Source organism: Streptomyces spectabilis (assembly GCF_008704795.1).
Classification (GTDB): domain Bacteria; phylum Actinomycetota; class Actinomycetes; order Streptomycetales; family Streptomycetaceae; genus Streptomyces; species Streptomyces spectabilis.
The window spans coordinates 1,691,600-1,711,640 of sequence record NZ_CP023690.1 but is presented as its reverse complement, the minus strand read 5'-3'; the positions used below and the strand labels follow the sequence as shown (position 1 = coordinate 1,711,640).

The following is a 20,041-nucleotide window of genomic DNA, read 5'->3' as shown; positions in this document are numbered from 1 at the left end:
CCGAAGGAATGTATTCAGCCGCATGCGGTGCGTGAGGTTTAAAGCTCGTTGTCCGCCGAATAAGCCGTGGATAACGGCACTTCGTAGCGTCAGGCCCGGCAAGTGTTCGCCTGACGACGGGGGGTGCCGAGATGGACTTTCGAGTCCTCGGCCCGGTGGAAGCAATGAAGGGCGCCGACAGAGTCGCCCTGACCGGATCCAAAGTTCCTACGGTCCTCGCGGCTCTGCTGCTCGCGCGGGGCCGGGTGGTGTCGGACGCGCGCATGAGCACGCTGCTGTGGGGGTGGGAGCCGCCGGCCACGTCCGGCGCACAGATCTACACGTACATGTCGCGGCTGCGGAAACTGCTCGGCGACGAGGTCGCCATCGAGCGCCGTCCGCCGGGGTACGCGCTGCGCGCGCCCCGCAGCACCGTCGACCTCATCGAGTTCGAGCGGCTCGCCGAGCGGGGCCGCGCCGAACTCGCCGCGGGCCGCAACCGCGAGGCGTCCGCCCTGCTCGGCCAGGCCCTCGGCCTCTGGCGCGGCACCGGCATCTCCGGCGTGACCGACCATCTCGCCGAAGCCGAGCTGCCGCGCCTGGAGGAGGCCAGGATGCACGTCCTGGAGCGCCGCATCGAGGCCGACCTCGCGCTCGGCCGCCACGAGCGGCTGACCGCGGAACTCACCGGGCTCGTGGCGGAGTACCCGCTGCGGGAGAAGCTGCGCGCGCAGCTGATGACCGCCCTCTACCGGTGCGGGCGGCAGGCCGAGGCGCTGCGCAGCTACCACGAGGGCCGTGACGTCCTCGCGGACCAGCTGGGCATCGACCCGGGGGAGACGCTCGGCTCGACCTACCACGCGGTCCTCGTCGGCAAGCTCGGCTCGGGACCGGGCGCCGGCGGCGGCGCCCCGGCCGCCGACGCCGACGACGGCGCGCCCCGGCCCTCGATGCTGCCCGCCGACGTGGAGGAACTCATCGGCCGGGAGAGCGAGCTGGAGTCCATGCGCAAGCAGCTGACGCCGGAGCCCGACGGCCGCGGCCCGCGCGGCCTGCTCGTCACCGGCATGGCGGGCGTCGGCAAGACGGCGCTCGCGGTCAGAGCCGCGCACGCCGCCGCCCGGCACTACCCCGACGGCCAGCTCTTCGCCGAACTGACCACGGCCGACGGCACGCCCCGCAGCGTGCGTGACGTCCTGACGATGCTGCTCCGGGCGCTCGGCGCGGTGCCGGACCTCGCGGACGCCCCCGGAGGCGTGGGCGGCGCGGACGGCTCCTACGACGAACGCACCTGCCTCGACGAGCTGATCCGCCTCTACCGCATCCGCACCGCGGGGAAGCGGCTGCTCGTCGTCCTCGACGGCGCCGTCGACAGCGGCCAGCTCGAGCCCCTGGTACCGGGCTCGCCCGAGGCGACGGTCCTGATCACCAGCCGGGCCCGCCTGCCACGGGTCACCCAGGCCCGCACCACGGTGCTCACGCCCCTGGAGGACGGCGCCGCGCTCGACCTGCTCGTCAGCGTGGCGGGCCGGGCCCAGCTCCTCGCCGACCCGGCCGCGACCCAGGCGCTGCTCGCCCGCTGCGGCGGCCTGCCGCTGGCGCTGCGCGTCGTCGGCAGCCGCCTTGCCTCCCGGCCCCGCTGGCCCGCGTCGTGGCTGGCGAACCGCCTGGCGGAGCCGTCGACGCGGCTACGTGAACTGTCGTACGGAGGTTTGGACGTGCGCGGTGCCCTGCTCACCTCGTTGCGGCAGCTCCCCCGGCACACCGGCCGTACGCTGATGTGCCTGGCGGCCCTCGGCACGGAGCCCTTCCGGGCCGAGACCGCCGCCCGCTGCCTCGCCGAACCCGAGTCGACGGCCGAGCAGCGTCTTGAGCGCCTGGTGGACGCCGCGCTCCTGGACATCTGCGGCGTGGACCGCCTGGGGCGGCCGCTGTACCGCTTCCACGAACTGGTGGTGCTGTTCAGCCAGTCACTGGGGCGGGCGAGAGCCGAGCCCGCGCGGACCTGACCGCTGCGGGACCGCGTGCCAGTCCTCGTCGTCGCCGGGCTCCTGGGGCCCGGCGACGGCCCGGCCCGTGAGACGGGCGGTATCGCCGCCCGGTGTGGTGCGCTTGCTGTGCATCGCATTCCTTCCACGAACTGACGAGAACGACAAGAACGACAAGGGCGGCGCGCGCGAAGCGTGGCACGGTCCGCGCGGCCGACAGTAGGGAGCGGGGACTTCGGTCCCCTATCGATCCGCCTTCCTCCGCGCGGGCACCGCGATATCGGCCCAGCTCAGCCATCGCGGTGCTCGCGCGGCCCCTCGTGCGGGGGGCCGCCGCCCGGCCCGGACCCCAGCACCCCGGGCGCCAGGCCCAGGGCGGTGGGCCGGGGGAGTTCGCGGTCCGCGGCCTGTTGGTCGGGGCGCCCCCGGCGCGGCCCGCCGCGATCCGGCCCCGGTTCGGCGCCGTCCTCCTCGTGGTCGCCGTGCTCCGCGGGCGTGTGCCCGGCGCGGGCCCGTGCCGCCGCCGCGGGGTTCCACATGGCGCGCTCCGTGGCCGCGCGGTCCCGGGAGCCGCGCGGCTGGGGCACCGTCAGACGCCGCCCGGCCTCGCCCTCGCGGGCCTGGCCCGCGTCGCGCCCCGGCGGTCTCGCGGTGCGCAGGGCGGCCAGTGCCTCGTCGGCGCGCTTGACCCAGTCGTCTACGCCCACGCGCAGGAAGCAGTCACGGGCGGCTCTCAGATACTCCCGGGCGCGCTCGTCCTGACCGCCCATGCCGCAGGCCTCCCCGAGGGCCAGCTTGATCTTCCCCAGGACCAGCGGGCTGTGCACCGTGGCCACGATGTCCAGGGCGTGCAGGAGCGTGGCGCGGGCCTGCTCCCAGTCCCCGCGGCCGAGCCGGGCCTCGCCGAGGCCCAGCAGACCGTGGGCGAGGCCGAGCAGGTCGGCGCTGGCCCGGGTGATGCGGATCATGCGTAGGAGAGCGCTCTCAGCCAAGTCGTACCGGCCTTCCGCGAGATAGACGCGGGCCAGCCGGTGCGTGCCCTGCGCCGTGCTGCGGGCGCCCCCGGGGCTGATGCCCGACGAGATCCGCACCGACCGGAGGCTGAGCTTGCGCGCCTGCGCCAGATGGCCGCGGTCGAGCTCGATCTGCGCCATGTTGTTGAGCACGTGGGCCTGCGACGACAGGTCGCCCACCGCCCGGAACACCTCCAGGGCGGCCACGCTGCGCTCCATCGCGGAGTCCGTCGCGCCGCGCATCTGGTCGATCATCGCCATGCTGCGCAGGACCAGGGCGCGTCCGTGCTCCTCGCCCGCGAGCTCGTGCAGCGCGAGCGCCGCGGTGAAGCCCGCGTCGGCGCCCGCGAAGCGGCGAAGCCGCATCTCCAGGGCGCCGAGGGCGTACAGCATGGCGCCCTGGCCGCGGACGTTGCCCGCCTCGCGGGTGGCGGTCAGGGCCCGCTGGGCACACTGGCGCCAGTCGTCGACGTAGTTGCGGGTCTCGAAGAGGACCACCGTGCACAGGGTGAGGTCCCAGGCCAGCTCGTCGAGGCCGGCCCCCGCGGCCTGCCCGACGAGACGTACCAGGGACAGCCGCTCGGCCTCCAGCCACTCCAGCGGCAGGGCGAGCAGTTCGGCGACGAGGTCGTCGGGCGGTGTGCAGCGCGGCGCCGCGCTGTGGATGATGCTGAAGTCGCCGCCGTAGAGCCGTCGGTGGGCCTGCTCGGCCAGGCCGAGCGCCGCCCGCAGGACCCTGATGACGGCGGCGCGGGCCTGTTCCTGCGCGTCCTCCCCGTGCGCCCGCTCGCGCGCGAAGATGCGCAGCAGGCTGGGGGAGTGGTACCGGGGCTGCCCGGCCGCGTCCGGTCCCAGGGCGGTGAGGAACTGGGCGTCGACGAGCTGCTCGATGAGCCGCTCCGCGGTGAACTGGTCCGTGTCGAGCAGCGCCGCCGCCACCCAGGGCGCGAAGTCGTGGACGTCGAGCAGGCCGAGGCCGCGGTAGAGCCGGGCGGCGTCCGCGGACAGACAGCGGTAGCTGATCCCGAAGCTCGCCCGGATGCGGGAGCTGCCCTGGCTCAGTTCGTCCAGGCGCCGCTCCTCGTCGCTGAGCCGGGACACCAGGTGGGTCACGGTCCAGTGCGGCTTGGCGGCGAGCCGCGCGGCGGCGATCCGCAGCGCGAGCGGCAGCAGGTCGCACAGTTCCACGAGCCGGGCCACGGCGGCGGGCTCCGCGGCGACGCGCTGGGAGCCGACGACGCGGTCGACGAGCTCCACCGCCTCGGCCGGGGCGAGCCGGTTGAGGTGCACCCGCGCCCGCGGCGGCCAGGCGACGAACTCCGCGAGCTGGTCCCGGCTGGTGACGAGGACGCTGCAGCCCTCGCTGCTCGGCAGCAGCGGCTCGATCTGCGCGTACGTACGGGCGTTGTCGAGGACCACGAGGACGCGCCGGTCGGCGAGCGCGCTGCGGTACATCGACTCCCGCTCCTCGGGTGCCTGCGGGATCTGCACGCCCGCGAAGCCGAGGGAGCGCAGGAATCCGCCGAGGACCTCGGCGGCGGCCGTGGGCTCGTGGCGCTCGTCGTAGCCGTGCAGGTCGGCGAAGAGCACGCCGTCCGGGAACCGCTCCGCGGCGCCGCGCCCCCACCGCACCGCGAGGCAGGTCTTGCCCACGCCCGCGAGCCCGCTGATCAGGCCGGCCGTCGGCCCGCGCACGTCGGTGCCGCGGTCGAGGAGCACGTCGAGCTGTTCCAGTTCGCGGGCGCGGCCGGTGAACCCGGGGGCGTCCGTGGGGAGTTCGAAGGGCGGATCGTGCGGGGGCGGCGCGGCGGCGGGCGGGTCGAGGCCCGCGCCGTCCTCCGCGGCGGTCCCGCGCTCGCGGTCGTCCTGGAGGATGAAGCGGTGCAGCTCCTTCAGCTCGGGCCCCGGTTCGAGCCCGAGCTCGTCGATGAAGCGCTTGCGGCCCTGCCGGTAGCTCTCCATGGCCTCGGCGCGGTGGCCCGAGCGGTACTGGGCGGTGATCAGCAGGTGCAGCGCGCGCTCGCGCAGCGGGTGGGCGCGGACCGTCGCGGCCAGTTCCGAAATGACCCGGTGGTGCCGGCCGAGGCGCAGCTGCACTTCGGTGGCGTCCTCGTACACGCTGAGCTTCAGTTCGTCCAGGCGCCGCGCCTCGTCCTCCACCGCACGGCCCGTCACACCCGTCAATGCGGGCCCTTCCCAAAGGCCGAGGGCCGTGGTGTACGCGTGGGCGGCGTCCGTTAACCGGTCAGTCCGGACGGCCTCCTCCGCCGCGGCCACGAGCTGGTGGAACTCGGTGGCGTCCACCTCGTGCTCGCCGATGCGCAACAGATATCCCGGGTGCGCCGTCACGATGACCTGGTCCGTAAATCCAGCAGCCTTGAATGCTTTGCGCAGCGCCGCGATGCAGATGGACACCTGGGTGCGTGCGGTGGCCGGCGGACGGCCGTCCCACACCGTGTCGACAAGTGCGTCGACGGACACGATTCGGTCCGTGTTGAGCAGCAAGGACGCGAGGATCGTGCGGTGCCGGGGGCCTCCCACGTGCACCTGGCCGGAGCCGGACATGACGGAGAGCGGGCCGAGAATCTTGAATCTGAATCGGTGCCCCATATCTCCTCCGGAGCCCTGGTGTCCCTGACCAGAGCACTTGAGTGTTACACCCTACGCATCAGTGCGGAGGAATCATGCATCGGAACCATAAATGGAGTCCGCAATTCCGTACCGCTCATCGATTTTTCACCGTGCTGTGATGCCCGGTTCTGAATGCCCATCAATAGACGCAGCGGTAACTGCCTCGGTTCCTGCTGGGGCTTCCGGATTCGCTGCGGCTGAATCCTATAAATACTGCAGGGTAATGTCGTTGTGGTACTTGTGAGTAAGAAGTGGGGTAGGCCGAGGTACGGCCGTCGACTAATCGCGACGAACAAGTGAACCGCCGAAAAAGTACCCACGGTCCTCCGAGAGCGGCAAGCAGGCGCACCGGTCCGCCCGGCGCCCTCGGGCGCCGTCCGGGCCGTCGGGGAGGGGGCATACGCTGGGCGGATGCAGGACGAGTACCGCACCGTGGCCCGTGAGGGCGTGCACGAGACCGAGATCAACCGCTCACGCTTCCTGTGCGCGCTCGCACCCGCCGCCACCGAGCGCGAGGCCCAGGACTTCATCGCGCGCGTCCGCAAGGAACACCCCACCGCCACGCACAACTGCTACGCGTACGTCATCGGTGCCGACGCCTCCGTACAGAAGGCGAGCGACGACGGCGAGCCGGGCGGCACGGCGGGTGTGCCCATGCTCCAGATGCTGCTGCGCCGTGACATGCGGTACGCGGTGGCCGTCGTCACCCGCTACTACGGCGGGGTCAAGCTCGGCGCGGGCGGGCTCATCAGGGCCTACGGCGGCGCGGTCGGCGAGGCCCTGGACGCGCTCGGCACCCGCACCCGGCGCCGCTTCCGCCTCGCCACCGTCACCGTCGACCACCAGCGCGCGGGCAAGCTGCAGAACGACCTGCGCACGGCGGGCCGCGAGGTGCGCGACGTCCGTTACGGCGAGGCGGTGAGCATCGAGATCGGCCTCCCGGAGGCCGACGTCGAGCGGTTCCGTGCCTGGCTGGCGGACGCCACGGCGGGCAGCGCGGGCTTCGAACTGGGCGGAGAGGCGTACGGGGACGCCTGACCGGCTTTGGCCCTGCGGAGCCCCGGCCGTCTGTCGTCTGCTGCCACGTCGTGGCTGGGCGCGCGGTTCCCCGCGCCCCTGACGGGGCGCTCCCGTGCCGCACAGCGCGTGATGCGGGAGTACGCGGCCGTGATGTCAGACCCGGCCGTTAGTCTCGGGGGCCATGAGGCTGCTGCACACTTCCGACTGGCATCTCGGCCGGGCCCTGCACCGGGTGAGCATGCTCGACGCGCAGGCCGCGTTCATCGGCCATCTCGTCGCCACCGTCCGCGAGCGCGGGGTGGACGCCGTCGTCGTGTCGGGAGACGTGTACGACCGGGCGGTGCCCCCGCTCGCCGCCGTCGAGCTGTTCGACGACGCGCTGCACCGCCTCGCGGAGCTCGGCGTGCCCACGGTCATGATCTCCGGGAACCACGACTCGGCCCGCCGCCTCGGCGTCGGCGCCGGGCTCATCGACCGCGCGGGCATCCACCTGCGCACCGACCCGGCCGGCTGCGGCGAGCCCGTGGTCCTCACCGACGCGCACGGGGACGTGGCCTTCTACGGCCTGCCGTATCTGGAACCGGCACTGGTGAAGGACGAGTTCGGCGTCGAGCGCGCCGGACACGAGGCGGTGCTCGGCGCCGCCATGGACCGGGTGCGGGCCGACCTGGCCGCCCGGCCGGGCGGCACCCGCTCCGTCGTCCTCGCGCACGCCTTCGTGACCGGCGGAGAGATCAGCGACAGCGAGCGGGACATCACCGTCGGCGGCGTCGCCTCCGTGCCCTCCGCCGTCTTCGCGGGCGTCGACTATGTGGCCCTCGGCCATCTGCACGGCAGCCAGACCCTCACCGAGCGCGTGCGCTACAGCGGCTCCCCGCTGGCGTACTCCTTCTCCGAGGCCGACCACCGCAAGAGCATGTGGCTCGTCGAGCTGGGCGCGGCGGGCGAGCTGACGGCCGCGGAGCGCGTCGACTGCCCGGTGCCCCGGCCGCTCGCCCGCGTCAGGGGCGAGCTCGAAGACCTCCTCGCGGACCCCGGCCTCGCCCGGCACGAGGACGCGTGGATCGAGGCGACCCTCACCGACCCCGTGCGCCCGGACGACCCGATGGCCCGGCTCTGCGAGCGCTTCCCGCACACCCTCAGCCTCGTCTTCGACCCGGCCCGCGCCCCCGAGGAGCCCGGAGTGTCCTATGCGCGGCGCCTCAAGGACCGCACCGACCAGCAGATCGCGGAGGACTTCGTGACCCATGTGCGCGGGGCGGGCCCGGACGAGAAGGAGCGGGCCGTGCTGCGGGACGCGTTCGACGCCGTCCGCGCCGACGACATGCTGCGCGAGGTGGCCGGATGAGGCTGCACCGGCTGCGGATCACCGCCTTCGGCCCCTTCGGCACCACCCAGGACATCGACTTCGACGAGCTGTCGGCCGACGGGCTCTTCCTGCTGCACGGCCCGACGGGCGCCGGAAAGACCTCCGTCCTCGACGCCGTGTGCTACGCGCTGTACGGCTCGGTGCCGGGCCCCCGCCAGGGCAGCGGCCAGGGCGCGACCCTGCGCAGCGACCACGCGCGCCCGGACACCCGCACGGAGGTCCGCCTGGAGCTGACCGTGGCGGGCCGCCGGCTGGAGATCACCCGGCAGCCCCCGTGGGAGCGCCCGAAGAAGCGGGGCACCGGCACCACGACGGACAAGGCGCAGAGCTGGCTGCGCGAGCACGTTCCCGGCGAGGCCGCCGGGGCCGCCGGGACCTGGAAGGACCTCAGCCGCTCCCACCAGGAGATCGGCGAGGAGGTCACCCAGCTCCTCGGCATGAGCAAGGAGCAGTTCTGCCAGGTCGTGCTGTTGCCGCAGGGCGACTTCGCGCGCTTCCTGCGGGCGGACGCGGAGGCCCGCGGCAAGCTCCTCGGACGGCTCTTCGACACCCGCAGGTTCGCCGCGGTCGAGCAGCGGCTCGCCGAGCGGCGCCGCGCCGCCGAGGCCCAGGTCCGCGAGGCCGACGCGGCGCTCCTCGCGGACGCCCACCGCATGCAGCAGGCGGCGGGCGCGGGCCCCGGCGAAGCCGGTGCCGAGCTGCCGCTGCCGGACGCCGAGCCCGGCGACCCCGGCCTCGCCGAGGCCGTCCTCGCCTGGGCCGCCGTGGCCCGCTCCGGCGCCCGCGAGCGGCACACCGTCGCACGCTCCGCCCTCGCCCGCGCCGAGTCCGCCCGCGCCGCCGCGGCCGCCGCGCTCGACGACGTACGCGAACTGGCGCGCCTGCAAAGGAGGTTCGCCGACGCGCAGGAGCGGGCGGCCCGCCTGGAGGAGCGCGCGGCCGACCACCGGGACGTGCTCGCCCGCATGGAGCAGGCCCGCAAGGCGGAGGCCGTCGCCCCCGCCCTCGCGCTGCGCGCGGACACCGACACCGACCACCGCCGCGCCACCGCCGCCGAGGCGCACGCGCGCGGACGGCTCCCCGCGGCGTACGCCGACGAGGGCGCGGCGGGCCTCGCGAGCGCCGCCCGCAAGGCCAGCGAGGAGCTCGGCGGACTCGCGTCGGCCCGCCGCGCCGAGCACCGCCTGGGCGAACTGTCCGCGCAGCGCGCCGACCTGGACCGCCAGGAGCGGGCCGACGAGGACCTCCTCCAGGAGGCCGAGGGCTGGCTCGCCGACTGGGACGGCACCCGCACCCGCCTCCAGCAGGACATCGAAGCCGCCCAGGAGGCCGCGACCCGCACCGAGCACCTGGCCGGTCAGCTCAAGGCCGACCAGGAGCGCCTTGACGCCGCCCGGCGCCGCGACCGGCTCACCGGGCAGGCCGCCACGGCCGGGGAGCGCGCCCTGGCCGCCCGCGAGCACGCCGCCCGTGCCCACGAGCACTGGCTCGGCCTCAAGGAGCGCCGCCTCGCGGGCATCGCGGCCGAGCTGGCCGCGCACCTCGTCGACGGCGCCCCGTGCGCGGTGTGCGGAGCCACCGACCACCCCGTGCCCGCCCGCAAGGCCGAGGGGCACGTCGACCGCGCCACCGAGGAGGCCGCACTCGCCGCCCACCGGCGCGCCGAGGAGGCCGCGCAGACCGCCGCGCGCGAACACGCCGACGTCCGCGCCGAGCTCGCCGCGGCCACCGCGGCCGCTTCGGACACGCCGGCCGCCGAACTCGCCGCGTCCGTGGCGGAGTTGCGGCAGGCGTACGACACGGCCCGGGACCGCGCGGCCGGGCAGCACGCCGTGCGCGAGACGCTCGCCCGGGCCGAGCGCGAGCACGACCGCAGGGTCACGGCCCAGCAGGAGGCCGCGCGCCGCGTCGACTCCCGCGCCGCGCTGCGCGACGCCCTGGAGCGGGAGCGGACCGGGCTTGCCCAGGAGCTGGCCCACGCGCGCGGCGGCTGTGCGAGCGTCGCCGAGCGCGCCGCCCAACTGGAGCGCGGGGCCGCACTCCTCACCGAGGCCGCCGACGCCGCGCGCGCCGCCGACGACACGGCCAAGCGCCTGAAGGACGCCGACGCCCGCCTCGCCGACGCCGCCTTCCGCGCCGGGTTCGACACCCCGGCCGCCGCTGCCGCCGCGCTCCTGGACGACGCCCGGCACCGCGAGCTCCAGCACCGCGTCGACGCCTGGCAGCAGGAGGAGGCGGCCGTCCGCGCGCTGCTCGCCGAGCCGGACGCGGCCGCGGCGGCCCGGCGCCCGGCCGCCCCCCTCGCCGCGGCCGAGGCCGCCGCCGAGGCCGCGGACCGCCGGGCGCGCGCCGCCGCGTCCGGCTGCGACGCCGCCGACCGGCGCAGGGCCGACCTCGACCGGCTCTCCGCCCGCTCCGCCGCGGCGGCCCGCCGACTCGCGCCGCTGCGTGCCGAGTACGACCGCGTGACCCGCCTCGCCACGCTCGCCGCGGGCACATCGGCGGACAACGAACGCAAGATGCGCCTGGAGTCGTACGTCCTCGCGGCCCGTCTCGAACAGGTCGCGGCGGCGGCCACCGCCCGGCTGCTGCGGATGTCGTCGGGGCGCTACACCCTCGTCCACTCCGCGGACCGCACCGGCCGCGGCCGCTCGGGCCTCGGTCTGCACGTCGTCGACGCCTGGACGGGCCGCGAGCGGGACACGGCCACGCTCTCCGGCGGCGAGACGTTCTTCGCCTCCCTCGCCCTCGCGCTCGGCCTCGCGGACGTCGTCACGGACGAGGCGGGCGGCGTCCGCCTGGACACGCTCTTCATCGACGAGGGCTTCGGCACCCTGGACGACCAGAGCCTGGACGAGGTCCTGGACGTCCTGGACTCCCTGCGCGAGCGGGACCGCAGCGTCGGCATCGTCAGCCACGTCGCGGACCTGCGCCGCCGCGTGCACGCGCAGCTGGAGGTCGTGAAGGGGCGCGAGGGTTCTGTGGTGCGCCAGCGCGGCGCCGGGTGAGCTCAGCGGCCCAGCGGGCGCCTCGGCAGGGGAGAGGAGTAGACGATGCTCGTCGTCACGGCGCCGAGCGCGCCTATCTTCCCGGAGACCTCCTCCAGGTGCCGCATCGAGCGCGCGGCGACCTTGATGACGAAGCAGTCGTCCCCGGTCACGTGGTGCGCCTCCAGGATCTCGGGCGTCACGTCGACCAGGTCGTGGAACGGCTTGTAGTTGCCGTTCGGATAGCGCAGCCGGACGAACGCGAGGATCGGCAGGCCGAGCCGCTCCGGGTCGACCACGGCCGCGTACCCCTGGATCACGCCCGCCTCCTCCAGGCGGCGCACCCGCTCGGTGACGGCGCTCGGGGACATCGAGACGGCCCGCGCGAGCTCCGCGTAGCTGGCCCGTCCGTCGCGCTGGAGGACCTCGAGGATGCGCCAGTCGGTGGCGTCCGTGGAATAACCGGTCATGCCCGAGAGGAAACAGGGAAAACCTTGGCTGATCAAGGGGTACGCCGGGAATCGCGGGTTCAGCGCCGACAGTGCGCCCCGTAGATTTTCGGCCATGAACACGATCACCGCCGCGAGCGCCACCGCCCCGAACCCCGTCCCCCGCGTGCCCTCGAACCCCGTCCTCCGCGTGCCCCCGGCCGCCCCCGCGGCGGCCGCCGCCTACTTCGGCGCGAGCCTCGCCTTCCACGCCGACGTGTCGGACGTCGCCGCCGCGCTCGCCGCCGACGGCGACCCCGGCTTCGTCGTCCTCGACTCCCGCTCCACCGGGTCCTGGGACCAGGGCCACGTTCCCGGCGCCGTCCACCTGCCCACCGCGCTCATCCCGGCGCAGGCGGAGGCCCTCCTGGACAAGTCGGTGCCCGTCGTCACCTACTGCTGGGGCCCCGGCTGCAACGGCGCGACCCGCGCCGCCCTGGCCCTCGCCGAACTCGGCTTCCAGGTCAAGGAGATGCTCGGCGGCTTCGAGTACTGGGCCCGCGAGGGCTTCCCGTACGAGACCTGGGAGGGCGAGGACCGTCGAGCGGTGGACCCGCTGACGGCCCCCGCCGACGGCGACTGCGGCTGCTGAACCGCCCCGTTCAGAGCGCCGACAACTCGTCCACCAGGTCGTCGAGGCCCAGTGAGCCCTGTGAGAGGGCTGCCATGTGCCAGGCCTTCGCGTCGAAGGCGGGGCCGTGGCGGCGGCGGGCGTTCTCGCGGCCGAGGAGCCAGGCGCGTTCGCCGAGCTTGTAGCCGATGGCCTGGCCCGGGATCGTCAGATAGCGCGTCATCTCGCTCTCGACGTAGTCCGAGGGACGGCTGGAGCGCGCGTCGTAGAACTCCTGCGCCAGGTCCGGGGTCCACCGCTCGCCGGGGTGGAAGCCGGAGTCCGCCGGGATCTCGAGCTCCAGGTGCATGCCGATGTCGACGATCACGCGCAGGGCGCGCATCATCTGCGCGTCCAGATAGCCGAGCCGCCGCTCCGGGTCGGTGAGGAAGCCCAGCTCGTCCATGAGGCGCTCCGCGTACAGCGCCCAGCCCTCCGCGTTGGCGCTGACGATGCCGACCGTCGCCTGGTAGCGGGACAGGTCGGCGGCGACGTGCGCCCACTGCGCGAGCTGCAGGTGGTGGCCGGGCACGCCCTCGTGGTACCAGGTCGACACCAGGTCGTACACGGGGAAGCGGGTCTGGCCCATCGTCGGCAGCCAGGTCCGGCCCGGCCGGGAGAAATTCTCCGACGGAGCGGTGTAGTACGGGGCGGCGGCACCACCGGGCGGGGCGATGCGGGACTCCACCCTCCGCACCCGCTCGGCCAGTTCGAAGTGCGTGCCGTCGAGCGCCTCGATGGCCTCGTCCATCAGGCCCTGCAGCCACTCCTTGACCTCGTCCACGCCCTCGATGTGCGTGCCGTGCTCGTCCAGGTGCGCGAGCGCCTCCCACGGCGTGGCCGCGCCGGGCAGGATCTTCTCGGCCTCGGTCCGCATCTCGCCGAGCAGCCGGTGGTACTCCGCCCAGCCGTAGGCGTACGCCTCGTCCAGGTCCAGGTCCGTGCCGTTGAAGAAGCGGGACAGGAGCGCGTAGCGCTCGCGGCCCACCGTGTCGGGGGCGTCGGCGACCGCGGGCGCGTACACGTCCCGCATCCAGTCGCGCAGGGCCACGACCGCGCCGGTCGCCGCCTTCGCCGCCTCGTCGAGTTCGCCGCGCAGGGCGGCGGGCCCGGCCGCGGCGAAGTCCTCGAACCAGCCGCGCCCGTCCCGCGGCCCCGCCCACTGGGTGAGCTGCTCGACGAACGTCGCCGTCGGCCGCGGCGCGCCCGGAAGACCGCGCTCCAGGCCGAGGGCGAGCGAGGCGCGATAGCCCTCGTACGCGGCCGGCACGGCGCGCAGCCGCTCGGCGATCGCCGCCCAGTCCTCCTCGGTGTCGGCCGGGGTCACCGTGAAGATCTCGCGCACCTCGTGCGGCGGGGTGCCCAGGTTGCCGACGGTGCGCAGGGGCTCGTCGGCCTCGTGCACGGCGAGCTCCGCCGTGAGCCGCTCCCGCAGCAGCCGCCCGCAGCGCCGCTCGATCGCGGCGTCGGCCCCCGGGCGTGCCTCGGCCTCGTCGAGCCGCGCGAGGGTGGTGCGCAGGAGCGCGGCGCGGGCCGCGTGACCCGCGGGGGAGAGGTCGGGCAGCTTGCTGTGGCTCTCCCTCACGCCGAGGTAGGTGCCGGTGACGGGGTCGAGGGCGACGAGCTCCTCGACGAAGGCGTCGGCGACCTCACGGGGCAGCGGACCCGGGCCCGTCGTGGTGCTTGCGATCTTCGTGTCTGACATGCGGACATCCTGATACGAGACCGGGGCGCGCGTCACGGGCGTTTGCCGCGGCGGGCGCGGCCGCCCCCGCCTGGGCGTTCGTCGCACCACAGGAGTGTTTGACTGACCGTTCCAGTTGCGGCTAGCGTCCTCTTCCATGGCCAGGAGCAAGGAATTCGACCCCGACGCGGCGCTCCAGTCGGCGCTCGAACTGTTCTGGGGCAAGGGGTACGAGGCGACGTCCATGGCGGACCTCGTCGCGCACCTGGGCATCGGACGCGCCAGCCTCTACGCGACCTTCGGCAACAAGCACGAGCTGTATCTGAAGGCCCTCGACCGGTACGCGCAGACGCGGGAGCCCGAGCTGGTCGAGGAGTTGTCGCGCCCCGGGCCCGCGCTGCCCGGGGTGCGGATCCTCGTGCGCCGCTTCGCCGCCGAGGCCTCGGCGGCCGACTGCCGCCGCACCGGCTGCTTCATCACCAACACGGCCGCGGAGCTGGCCCCGCACGACGAGGCCGCGGACCGCAGGATCGAGCGGAACTGGGAGGGCCTGGAGACGCTGCTGCGCGCCGCGCTCACCCGCGCCCGGGCGCAGGGCGAGATCCCGGACGACCGCGATCCGCGCGCCCTGGCCCGCATGCTGCTCGTCCTGCTCCAGGGCATCCGCGTGGTCGGGAAGGTCTCCGGCGGGCCGGACCGGGTGCGCGACGCGGCGGAGCAGGCCCTGGCGCTCCTGGACTGACGGGGATCCGAAGGCGGTTGACCTTCGCATGCCCAAATAGTGGAATGAACGGTCAAGAAAAGGCGGCCACAGCGGCCGCCCCCACAGGCTTTCACCTCGGGTCCGACGGACCCGCACAGGAAGGAATCCCATGACTCGGAAGAAGGTCGCCGTCCTCGGCACCGGCACCATCGGCGCCCCCGTGGCGCGCAACCTGCGCGGGACGTTCGCGGTGAGCGTGTGGAACCGCACCCCCGCCAAGGCCGCCGCACTGGCCGCGCTCGACGGTGTGGAGGCGCACACCGACCCGGCCGCGGCGGTGGCGGGCGCCGACGTCGTGGTGACCGTCCTCAAGGACGGGCCCGCGGTGCGCGAGGTCATGGAGGCCGCGGCGCCGGGCCTCGCCCCGGGCGCCGTCTGGGCCCAGCTGAGCACGGTGGGAGTGGCCGCCGCGGACGACCTGGCCGCCGTGGCCGAGCGCCATGGACTCGTCCTGTACGACGCCCCGGTGCAGGGCACGAAGCAGCCCGCGGAGCAGGGGCGGCTCGTCGTCCTGGCCTCCGGTCCACCGGCCGACCGGAACCGGGTGGAGCCGGTCTTCGACGCCATCGGCAGCCGTACGGTGTGGGTCTCGGATGAGCACGGCGCCGCGAGCCGCCTCAAGCTCGCCCTGAACAGCTTCGTGTTCGCGCTCACCCACGGCGCGGCGGAGAGCCTGGCCCTGGCCGAGGGCCTCGGCGTCGATCCCGCGCTCGTCGTGGACGTGGTCGCGGGCGGGCCCCTGGACAGTCCGTTCTTCCGGGCCAAGGCGGCCGCCATGCTCGCGGGCGACCACACGCCGAGCTTCACCGTGACCAACGCGGCGAAGGACGCGCGCCTGGTCGTCGAGGCCGCGGGGGCCGCGGGCGTACCGGTGGACGTCACGGCGGCAGGCCTGCGCCGGTTCGAGCGGGCGGCCGCGGCGGGTTACGGCGACCAGGACATGGCCGCCTCGCACCTCGCCCCGGACGCCGTCGCCTAGGGACCGGTGACCCGCGCCGGGGCCCGGGACCGCCCGGGCCCCGGCACGGGGCCGGCGCTGTCGCGAGAACTCACTGGTGGCTGTCGTACGGAAGCTGCGAGCGCACCGGTGTCGCGTCCAGGCGCGCGGTGATGACCAGCGTGCCCTCCTCGATCTGGAAGTCGAGGGGCAGGGCGAGGCCGCGCATCGCCGCCACCATGCCGGTGTTGGACGACTGCGTCACCGCGTACACGTTGTCGCAGCCCGCTTCGCCGGCCATGGAGACGAGGCGGGCGAGCAGCTCGCGGCCGACGCCGCGGCGCTGCCACTCGTCCTCGACGAGCAGCGCGATCTCCGTCTCGTCGCCGTCCCACAGCAGATGGCCGAGGCCGACGACGCGGCCGGAGGCCGTGCGCGCGGCCAGGGTGCGGCCGAAGCGCGGACTCAGCAGATGGTTCAGATAGCGGTCGGCGTCCCCCACCGGACCGTGGTAGCGCATCCCGAGGGTGCGCGGGGAGCAGCGCCCGTGCATGGCCTTCGCGGCGTCCAGGTCGGTGGTGTCGGCGCGGCTGACCGTGATGTCGTTGCCCTCGGCGAGGGTCAGGACGTCCTCGCCGCGCGGCACGCGCGGGCCGAGCCTGGCGTCCAGCTCCACGAGGGCCCGCGCGCGGGCGAACTCCGTGGGGGTGAACGGCAGATACGGACGCTCGACCGTGATCACTCCGCCCTCGGGGGCCCGAAGACGCAGCACGGTGCCTTCCCAGGCGCCTTCGGCGGGCACTGCCTCATCGGTGTCCCGGCCCTGCCGGGCGGGCAGCGAGCGGATCGTGCAGCGGCCCAGCAACTGGCGCAGTGCCAGCGGCAGTTCGGCGGCGTCCAGGGCGGTGCGGGTGGCGAGGCCCAGGATGCGCGTGGGCGCGTCCACCAGGTCGTGCGCGTCCGCCCGCTCGATCCAGGTGCTCGATCCGCCCGCCGCGGCGATCACGCGCGTGATCTCCGCCCCGGGGAGCGCGGCGGGCGCGCGCAGCAGGAACTCGTCGACCGTGCCGTCGGCCAGCGGATGCGTCTGCAGGCTGAGGATGTCGACGCGCTCGTGCGCGAGCGCCGTGCACAGCGCGGCGAGCGAACCCGGCGCGTCACGCACGGTCGTCCGCATGCGCCACAGCGTCGACCCGTCGGCGGACGGCGCCGCTCCGGTCGGGGCGGCGGCCCGGTCCTCCGCGGCGGAGGTCCGGGCGCCGGTATCGGTATCGCCCGTGCCGGGCGGTGCGTGGGTGTGGCGCCGCGCCCACCAGGTGTGGAACCCGGCCGTGGCGACCAGGGTGACGGCCGAGACGAGCAGCAGCTCGGGCCCGTCAGGGCCGTGGCCCACGAGATTCGCCGCGGCGTCCGCGACGGCCACGGCCGTGAACAGCGCGGCCAGTTCGACGACGTCCCGGCGCCAGTGGTGCACCGGCCGGCCGTCCTTCCTCCGTGTCACATCAGGCATGTCAGCACTCATACCGTCACTGTGGCCCAAGGGTGTTGCGTGATCACGAACGTCTTGTGACTGATGAGTTAAGTGCGGTTCTGTCGCTTTCATTCCTTTTAGTTCACCGTGATGGTCCATCGATCTCCCCCGTCGGCCGTCACCGGCCCATTGATCGTCACTGACCTCTCGGTCCGTCCGACCCTTTCGACCGCCGCGGGCCCTGCGGCCCGCGCGATCCTGCGGCCGCCGCCGGTCCGCGCGTTGTCACCGACCGCGGCGGCAGCGGCACCGCGTCCACCGTGGCGCACCGGTGGACGTGCCGTCCAGCACTTCACCGGCGGAAGCGCCCATCCGCACGCGCCAACGGAAGCACCCGCGAGCGCTCACCGGCGGACGCGTCCGCCGGAGGCTCACTGGCCCACGCGCCCCGGCTGCAGCACCTTGGTGAAGAGCACGCCCCCGCCCTGCTGGCGCAGCCGCACCGTCAACTCGCCGCTGCCGCCGTCGATGTCCACCTCTCCGTAGTACGGCGGTGTCTCCGCCGGCGACGTGTTGGGCCGGTCCGGCGCTTTGACGAACGTCTGGTCCGGACCGAAGGTTCCATCGAGCTTCACGGCGGGGAAGCCGCCCGCGGCGAGCGGGCCCGACACGAACTCCCAGAACGGCGCGAAGTCCTTGAAGGCGGCGCGCGCCGGGTCGTAGTGCTGCGCCGAGGTGTAGTGCACGTCGGCGGTCAGCCACACCGTGCCGGTGATCCGGCGGTGCTTGATGTGCCGCAGCAGCTCGGCGATCTGCAGCTCACGGCCGAGCGGCGCGCCCGGGTCGCCCTGCGCGACGGCCTCGAAGTTCGTCCGGCCGTCCGCGACGACCAGGCCGAGCGGCATGTCGGACGCGATCACCTTCCACACCGCGCGCGAGCGCGACAGCTCCCGCTTGAGCCAGGCGAGCTGCTCGGCCCCGAGGATGCCGGTGGCGTCCTCGGGCTGGCGGTTCGGCGAGTTCGCGTTGCGGTACGTGCGCATGTCGAGCACGAAGACGTCCAGGAGCGGACCGTGCCGCAGCACCCGGTACACCCGCCCGTCCTTGTCGCCGGGGCGCTGGGTCGAGATCGGGTAGTACTCGCTGAACGCCCGCAGCGAACGCCCCGCGAGGACGTCGACGTTCTTCTCCGTGTAGCGCGGGTCGTCGAGGATCTGTCCCGGATACCAGTTGTTGCGCACCTCGTGGTCGTCCCACTGCACGATGGACGGCACCTGGGCGTTGAAGCGGCGCACGTGCTCGTCGAGCAGGTTGTAGCGGAAGTTGCCGCGGAACTCCGCGAGCGTCTCGGCGACCTTCGACTTCTCCTCGGTGGTGACGTTCCGCCACACCCGCCCGTCGGGCAGCGTGACGCTCGCCTGGATGGGGCCGTCGGCGTAGATGTTGTCACCGCTGCACAGGAAGAAGTCCGGGTCGCGCCGGCGCATCTCCTCGTAGACCTGCCAGCCGTCGAGATCCGGGTTGATGCCCCAGCCCTGGCCCGCGATGTCGCCCGACCACAGGAAGCGCACGCCGTCCTTGCGCGAGCGGGAGACCGTGCGGAACGTGCCGGTGACCGGTTTGCCCGTACGTCTGGGGTCGTCCGGGTCGGCCAGGAGCACGCGGTAGTGGATCTGCTCGCCGGAGGGCAGTTCGCGCAGCCGCGTCGTCCCCGTGAAGTCGGTGCGCGGGCCGAGCAGCGGCCCGTACCAGCGCTTGGATCTGCGGAACGACTCGGTGGCGGAGGTCTCCACGATCATGCGGGCGGGGCGGTCGGAGCGGACCCACACCAGACCCGAGTGCGCGCTCACGTCACCGGCCTGCACGCCCCAGCGGGCACTGGGGCGCCCCGAGCGGGCGAAGGCCGGGGCGGCGCCGCCGAGCGCGGGCACGGCGGGCACGGCCAGCGCGGCGGGCACGGCGAGCGAGCCGCGCAGCACGCTGCGGCGGCGCGGGGACGGGCTCGACGGACGGTGTGACATCAGGGCGCCTCCAGGGACGGCGGTCGTTCGGTGTGCGGAGCCACGTTTACTTTCGTGTCACGGCTCGCACGCGAACCCCAAGTGAACAACTGGCCATGGCTCCAGGGAAACCGCCGTGCGGGCCCACTGGACCCGATGCCTGTCCGACCGGCCGGGCCTGGTACGTGAACGAGCGGGCGTCAGCGGCTCGTGTCGAGGATGACCCGTGCCACGCGCGCGGGGTCGTCGTTCATCGGCACGTGCCCGCAGCCGGGCAGCCGGACGAGCCGTGCCTCGGGGACGGCCCGCTTGGCGCGCACGCCCTGACGGCGCAGCAGCAGCCGGTCGCGGGTGCCCCAGGCGATCGTCACCGGAAGGCCCGGCACGTCGTCCCGGAACACCACGTCGCGCCCCGCGGCCAGCGTCTGCTCGAACCCGGTCGCGTACCGCAGCGCGAGCGTCTCGGCGACGACGGCCTCCGGCGCCCGGCGCGCGGGGCGGGCGTAGATGGTGCTCGTCAGGGCCGTACGGCCCGCGGCGCTGCGGGAAAGGCGCTCGATCAGGGGCACCGGCGCGGCGGACGCGAGGCGCCGCATCGACAGCAGCGTCGCGAACGCGTACCGGCGCTCGGCCTCGGTCCAGAACCCGGCGGGCGAAAGGGCCGTGACGGACCGTACGAGCTTCTCGCGGCCCAGCTCCAGGGCGAGCAGGCCGCCCAGTGAATTGCCCGCCACGTGCGGCCGCTCGACGTCCAGGGCCGCGCACAGCGCGGCGAGCGTGGGCACCACCGACGACAGGCCGTACGCGAGGCCGTCCGGGAGCGGCGGCGACACCCCGAAGCCCGGCAGGTCCACGGCGATCACGTCGCGCTCGGCCGCCAGGATGTCCACGACCGGGTCCCAGGCCTGGCGGTGGTGCCCGATGCCGTGCAGAAGCAGCAGGGGCGCGCCGCCGCCCGTGCGCCGGTAGGAGACGGTCACCGTGCGCGGCCCGCGGGGCGACTCGACGGCGAACGAGACATCTGCCACCTCTGCGGCCATGACCACTCCTGACTTAGACAGCTTGTCAGCAACAATTACCGCCCAGTAGCGGCGAGTTCAA

Annotated in this window: 13 protein-coding genes; 7 read left to right on the top strand and 6 right to left on the bottom strand. The window is 74.3% G+C overall.

Going from position 1 to position 20,041, the window contains the following annotated elements; all coding sequences use genetic code 11:
- The first annotated feature begins 131 nt into the window (after positions 1 to 131).
- Positions 132 to 1,988, top strand: coding sequence for an AfsR/SARP family transcriptional regulator (locus CP982_RS06825; RefSeq protein WP_150509666.1), 1,857 nt, complete (start codon positions 132 to 134; stop codon positions 1,986 to 1,988).
- A 269-nt stretch (positions 1,989 to 2,257) separates the two neighbouring features.
- On the opposite strand, the gene CP982_RS06820 is transcribed toward CP982_RS06825, so the two are convergent.
- Positions 2,258 to 5,545, bottom strand: coding sequence for an AfsR/SARP family transcriptional regulator (locus CP982_RS06820; protein ID WP_150509665.1), 3,288 nt, complete (start codon positions 5,543 to 5,545; stop codon positions 2,258 to 2,260).
- Between the two features lie 477 nt (positions 5,546 to 6,022).
- Here CP982_RS06820 and CP982_RS06815 point away from each other — a divergent pair, with 477 nt between their 5' ends.
- The 3 genes from CP982_RS06815 (at position 6,023) to CP982_RS06805 (ending at position 11,008) form a co-directional block, all read left to right on the top strand.
- Entirely contained in the window at positions 6,023 to 6,649 is a 627-nt protein-coding gene (locus CP982_RS06815; RefSeq protein WP_150509664.1) for a YigZ family protein, read from the top strand.
- Positions 6,650 to 6,812: 163 nt separating this feature from the next.
- Positions 6,813 to 7,979 (top strand): exonuclease SbcCD subunit D, encoded by a 1,167-nt coding sequence (locus tag CP982_RS06810; protein ID WP_150509663.1) that lies wholly within the window; start codon positions 6,813 to 6,815, stop codon positions 7,977 to 7,979.
- Positions 7,976 to 11,008, top strand: coding sequence for an AAA family ATPase (locus tag CP982_RS06805; RefSeq protein WP_150509662.1), 3,033 nt, complete (start codon positions 7,976 to 7,978; stop codon positions 11,006 to 11,008). The genes CP982_RS06810 and CP982_RS06805 overlap by 4 nt, the downstream gene beginning before the upstream one ends.
- 2 nt (positions 11,009 to 11,010) lie before the next feature.
- Here the strand turns inward: CP982_RS06805 and CP982_RS06800 are convergent, their stop codons facing one another.
- A complete protein-coding gene (locus CP982_RS06800) occupies positions 11,011 to 11,457 on the bottom strand; it encodes an Lrp/AsnC family transcriptional regulator (RefSeq protein WP_150509661.1) in 447 nt (148 codons plus the stop codon).
- A gap of 94 nt (positions 11,458 to 11,551) precedes the next feature.
- Here CP982_RS06800 and CP982_RS06795 point away from each other — a divergent pair, with 94 nt between their 5' ends.
- A complete protein-coding gene (locus CP982_RS06795) occupies positions 11,552 to 12,067 on the top strand; it encodes a rhodanese-like domain-containing protein (protein WP_150509660.1) in 516 nt (171 codons plus the stop codon).
- 10 nt (positions 12,068 to 12,077) lie between these two features.
- Here CP982_RS06795 and CP982_RS06790 read toward each other — a convergent pair whose 3' ends face one another.
- Complete coding sequence (locus CP982_RS06790) at positions 12,078 to 13,790, bottom strand: DUF885 domain-containing protein (RefSeq protein WP_150509659.1); 1,713 nt, start codon at positions 13,788 to 13,790, stop codon at positions 12,078 to 12,080.
- 136 nt (positions 13,791 to 13,926) lie between these two features.
- On the opposite strand from CP982_RS06790, the gene CP982_RS06785 reads away from it, so the two are divergent.
- Both CP982_RS06785 and CP982_RS06780 read left to right on the top strand, forming a co-directional pair.
- Positions 13,927 to 14,511: a TetR/AcrR family transcriptional regulator gene (locus CP982_RS06785; protein WP_150509658.1), complete on the top strand. Its 585-nt coding sequence runs from the start codon at positions 13,927 to 13,929 to the stop codon at positions 14,509 to 14,511.
- Between the two features lie 130 nt (positions 14,512 to 14,641).
- Positions 14,642 to 15,511, top strand: a complete 870-nt coding sequence (locus CP982_RS06780) for an NAD(P)-dependent oxidoreductase (RefSeq protein WP_150509657.1) — start codon at positions 14,642 to 14,644, stop codon at positions 15,509 to 15,511.
- A gap of 70 nt (positions 15,512 to 15,581) precedes the next feature.
- Here CP982_RS06780 and CP982_RS06775 read toward each other — a convergent pair whose 3' ends face one another.
- From CP982_RS06775 to CP982_RS06765, 3 genes are all read right to left on the bottom strand, one after another.
- Positions 15,582 to 16,991, bottom strand: coding sequence for a GNAT family N-acetyltransferase (locus CP982_RS06775; protein ID WP_184924784.1), 1,410 nt, complete (start codon positions 16,989 to 16,991; stop codon positions 15,582 to 15,584).
- A gap of 380 nt (positions 16,992 to 17,371) precedes the next feature.
- Complete coding sequence (locus CP982_RS06770) at positions 17,372 to 18,961, bottom strand: alkaline phosphatase D family protein (RefSeq protein ID WP_150509656.1); 1,590 nt, start codon at positions 18,959 to 18,961, stop codon at positions 17,372 to 17,374.
- 179 nt (positions 18,962 to 19,140) lie between these two features.
- Positions 19,141 to 19,980, bottom strand: a complete 840-nt coding sequence (locus tag CP982_RS06765) for an alpha/beta fold hydrolase (protein WP_150509655.1) — start codon at positions 19,978 to 19,980, stop codon at positions 19,141 to 19,143.
- Positions 19,981 to 20,041 lie beyond the last annotated feature (61 nt).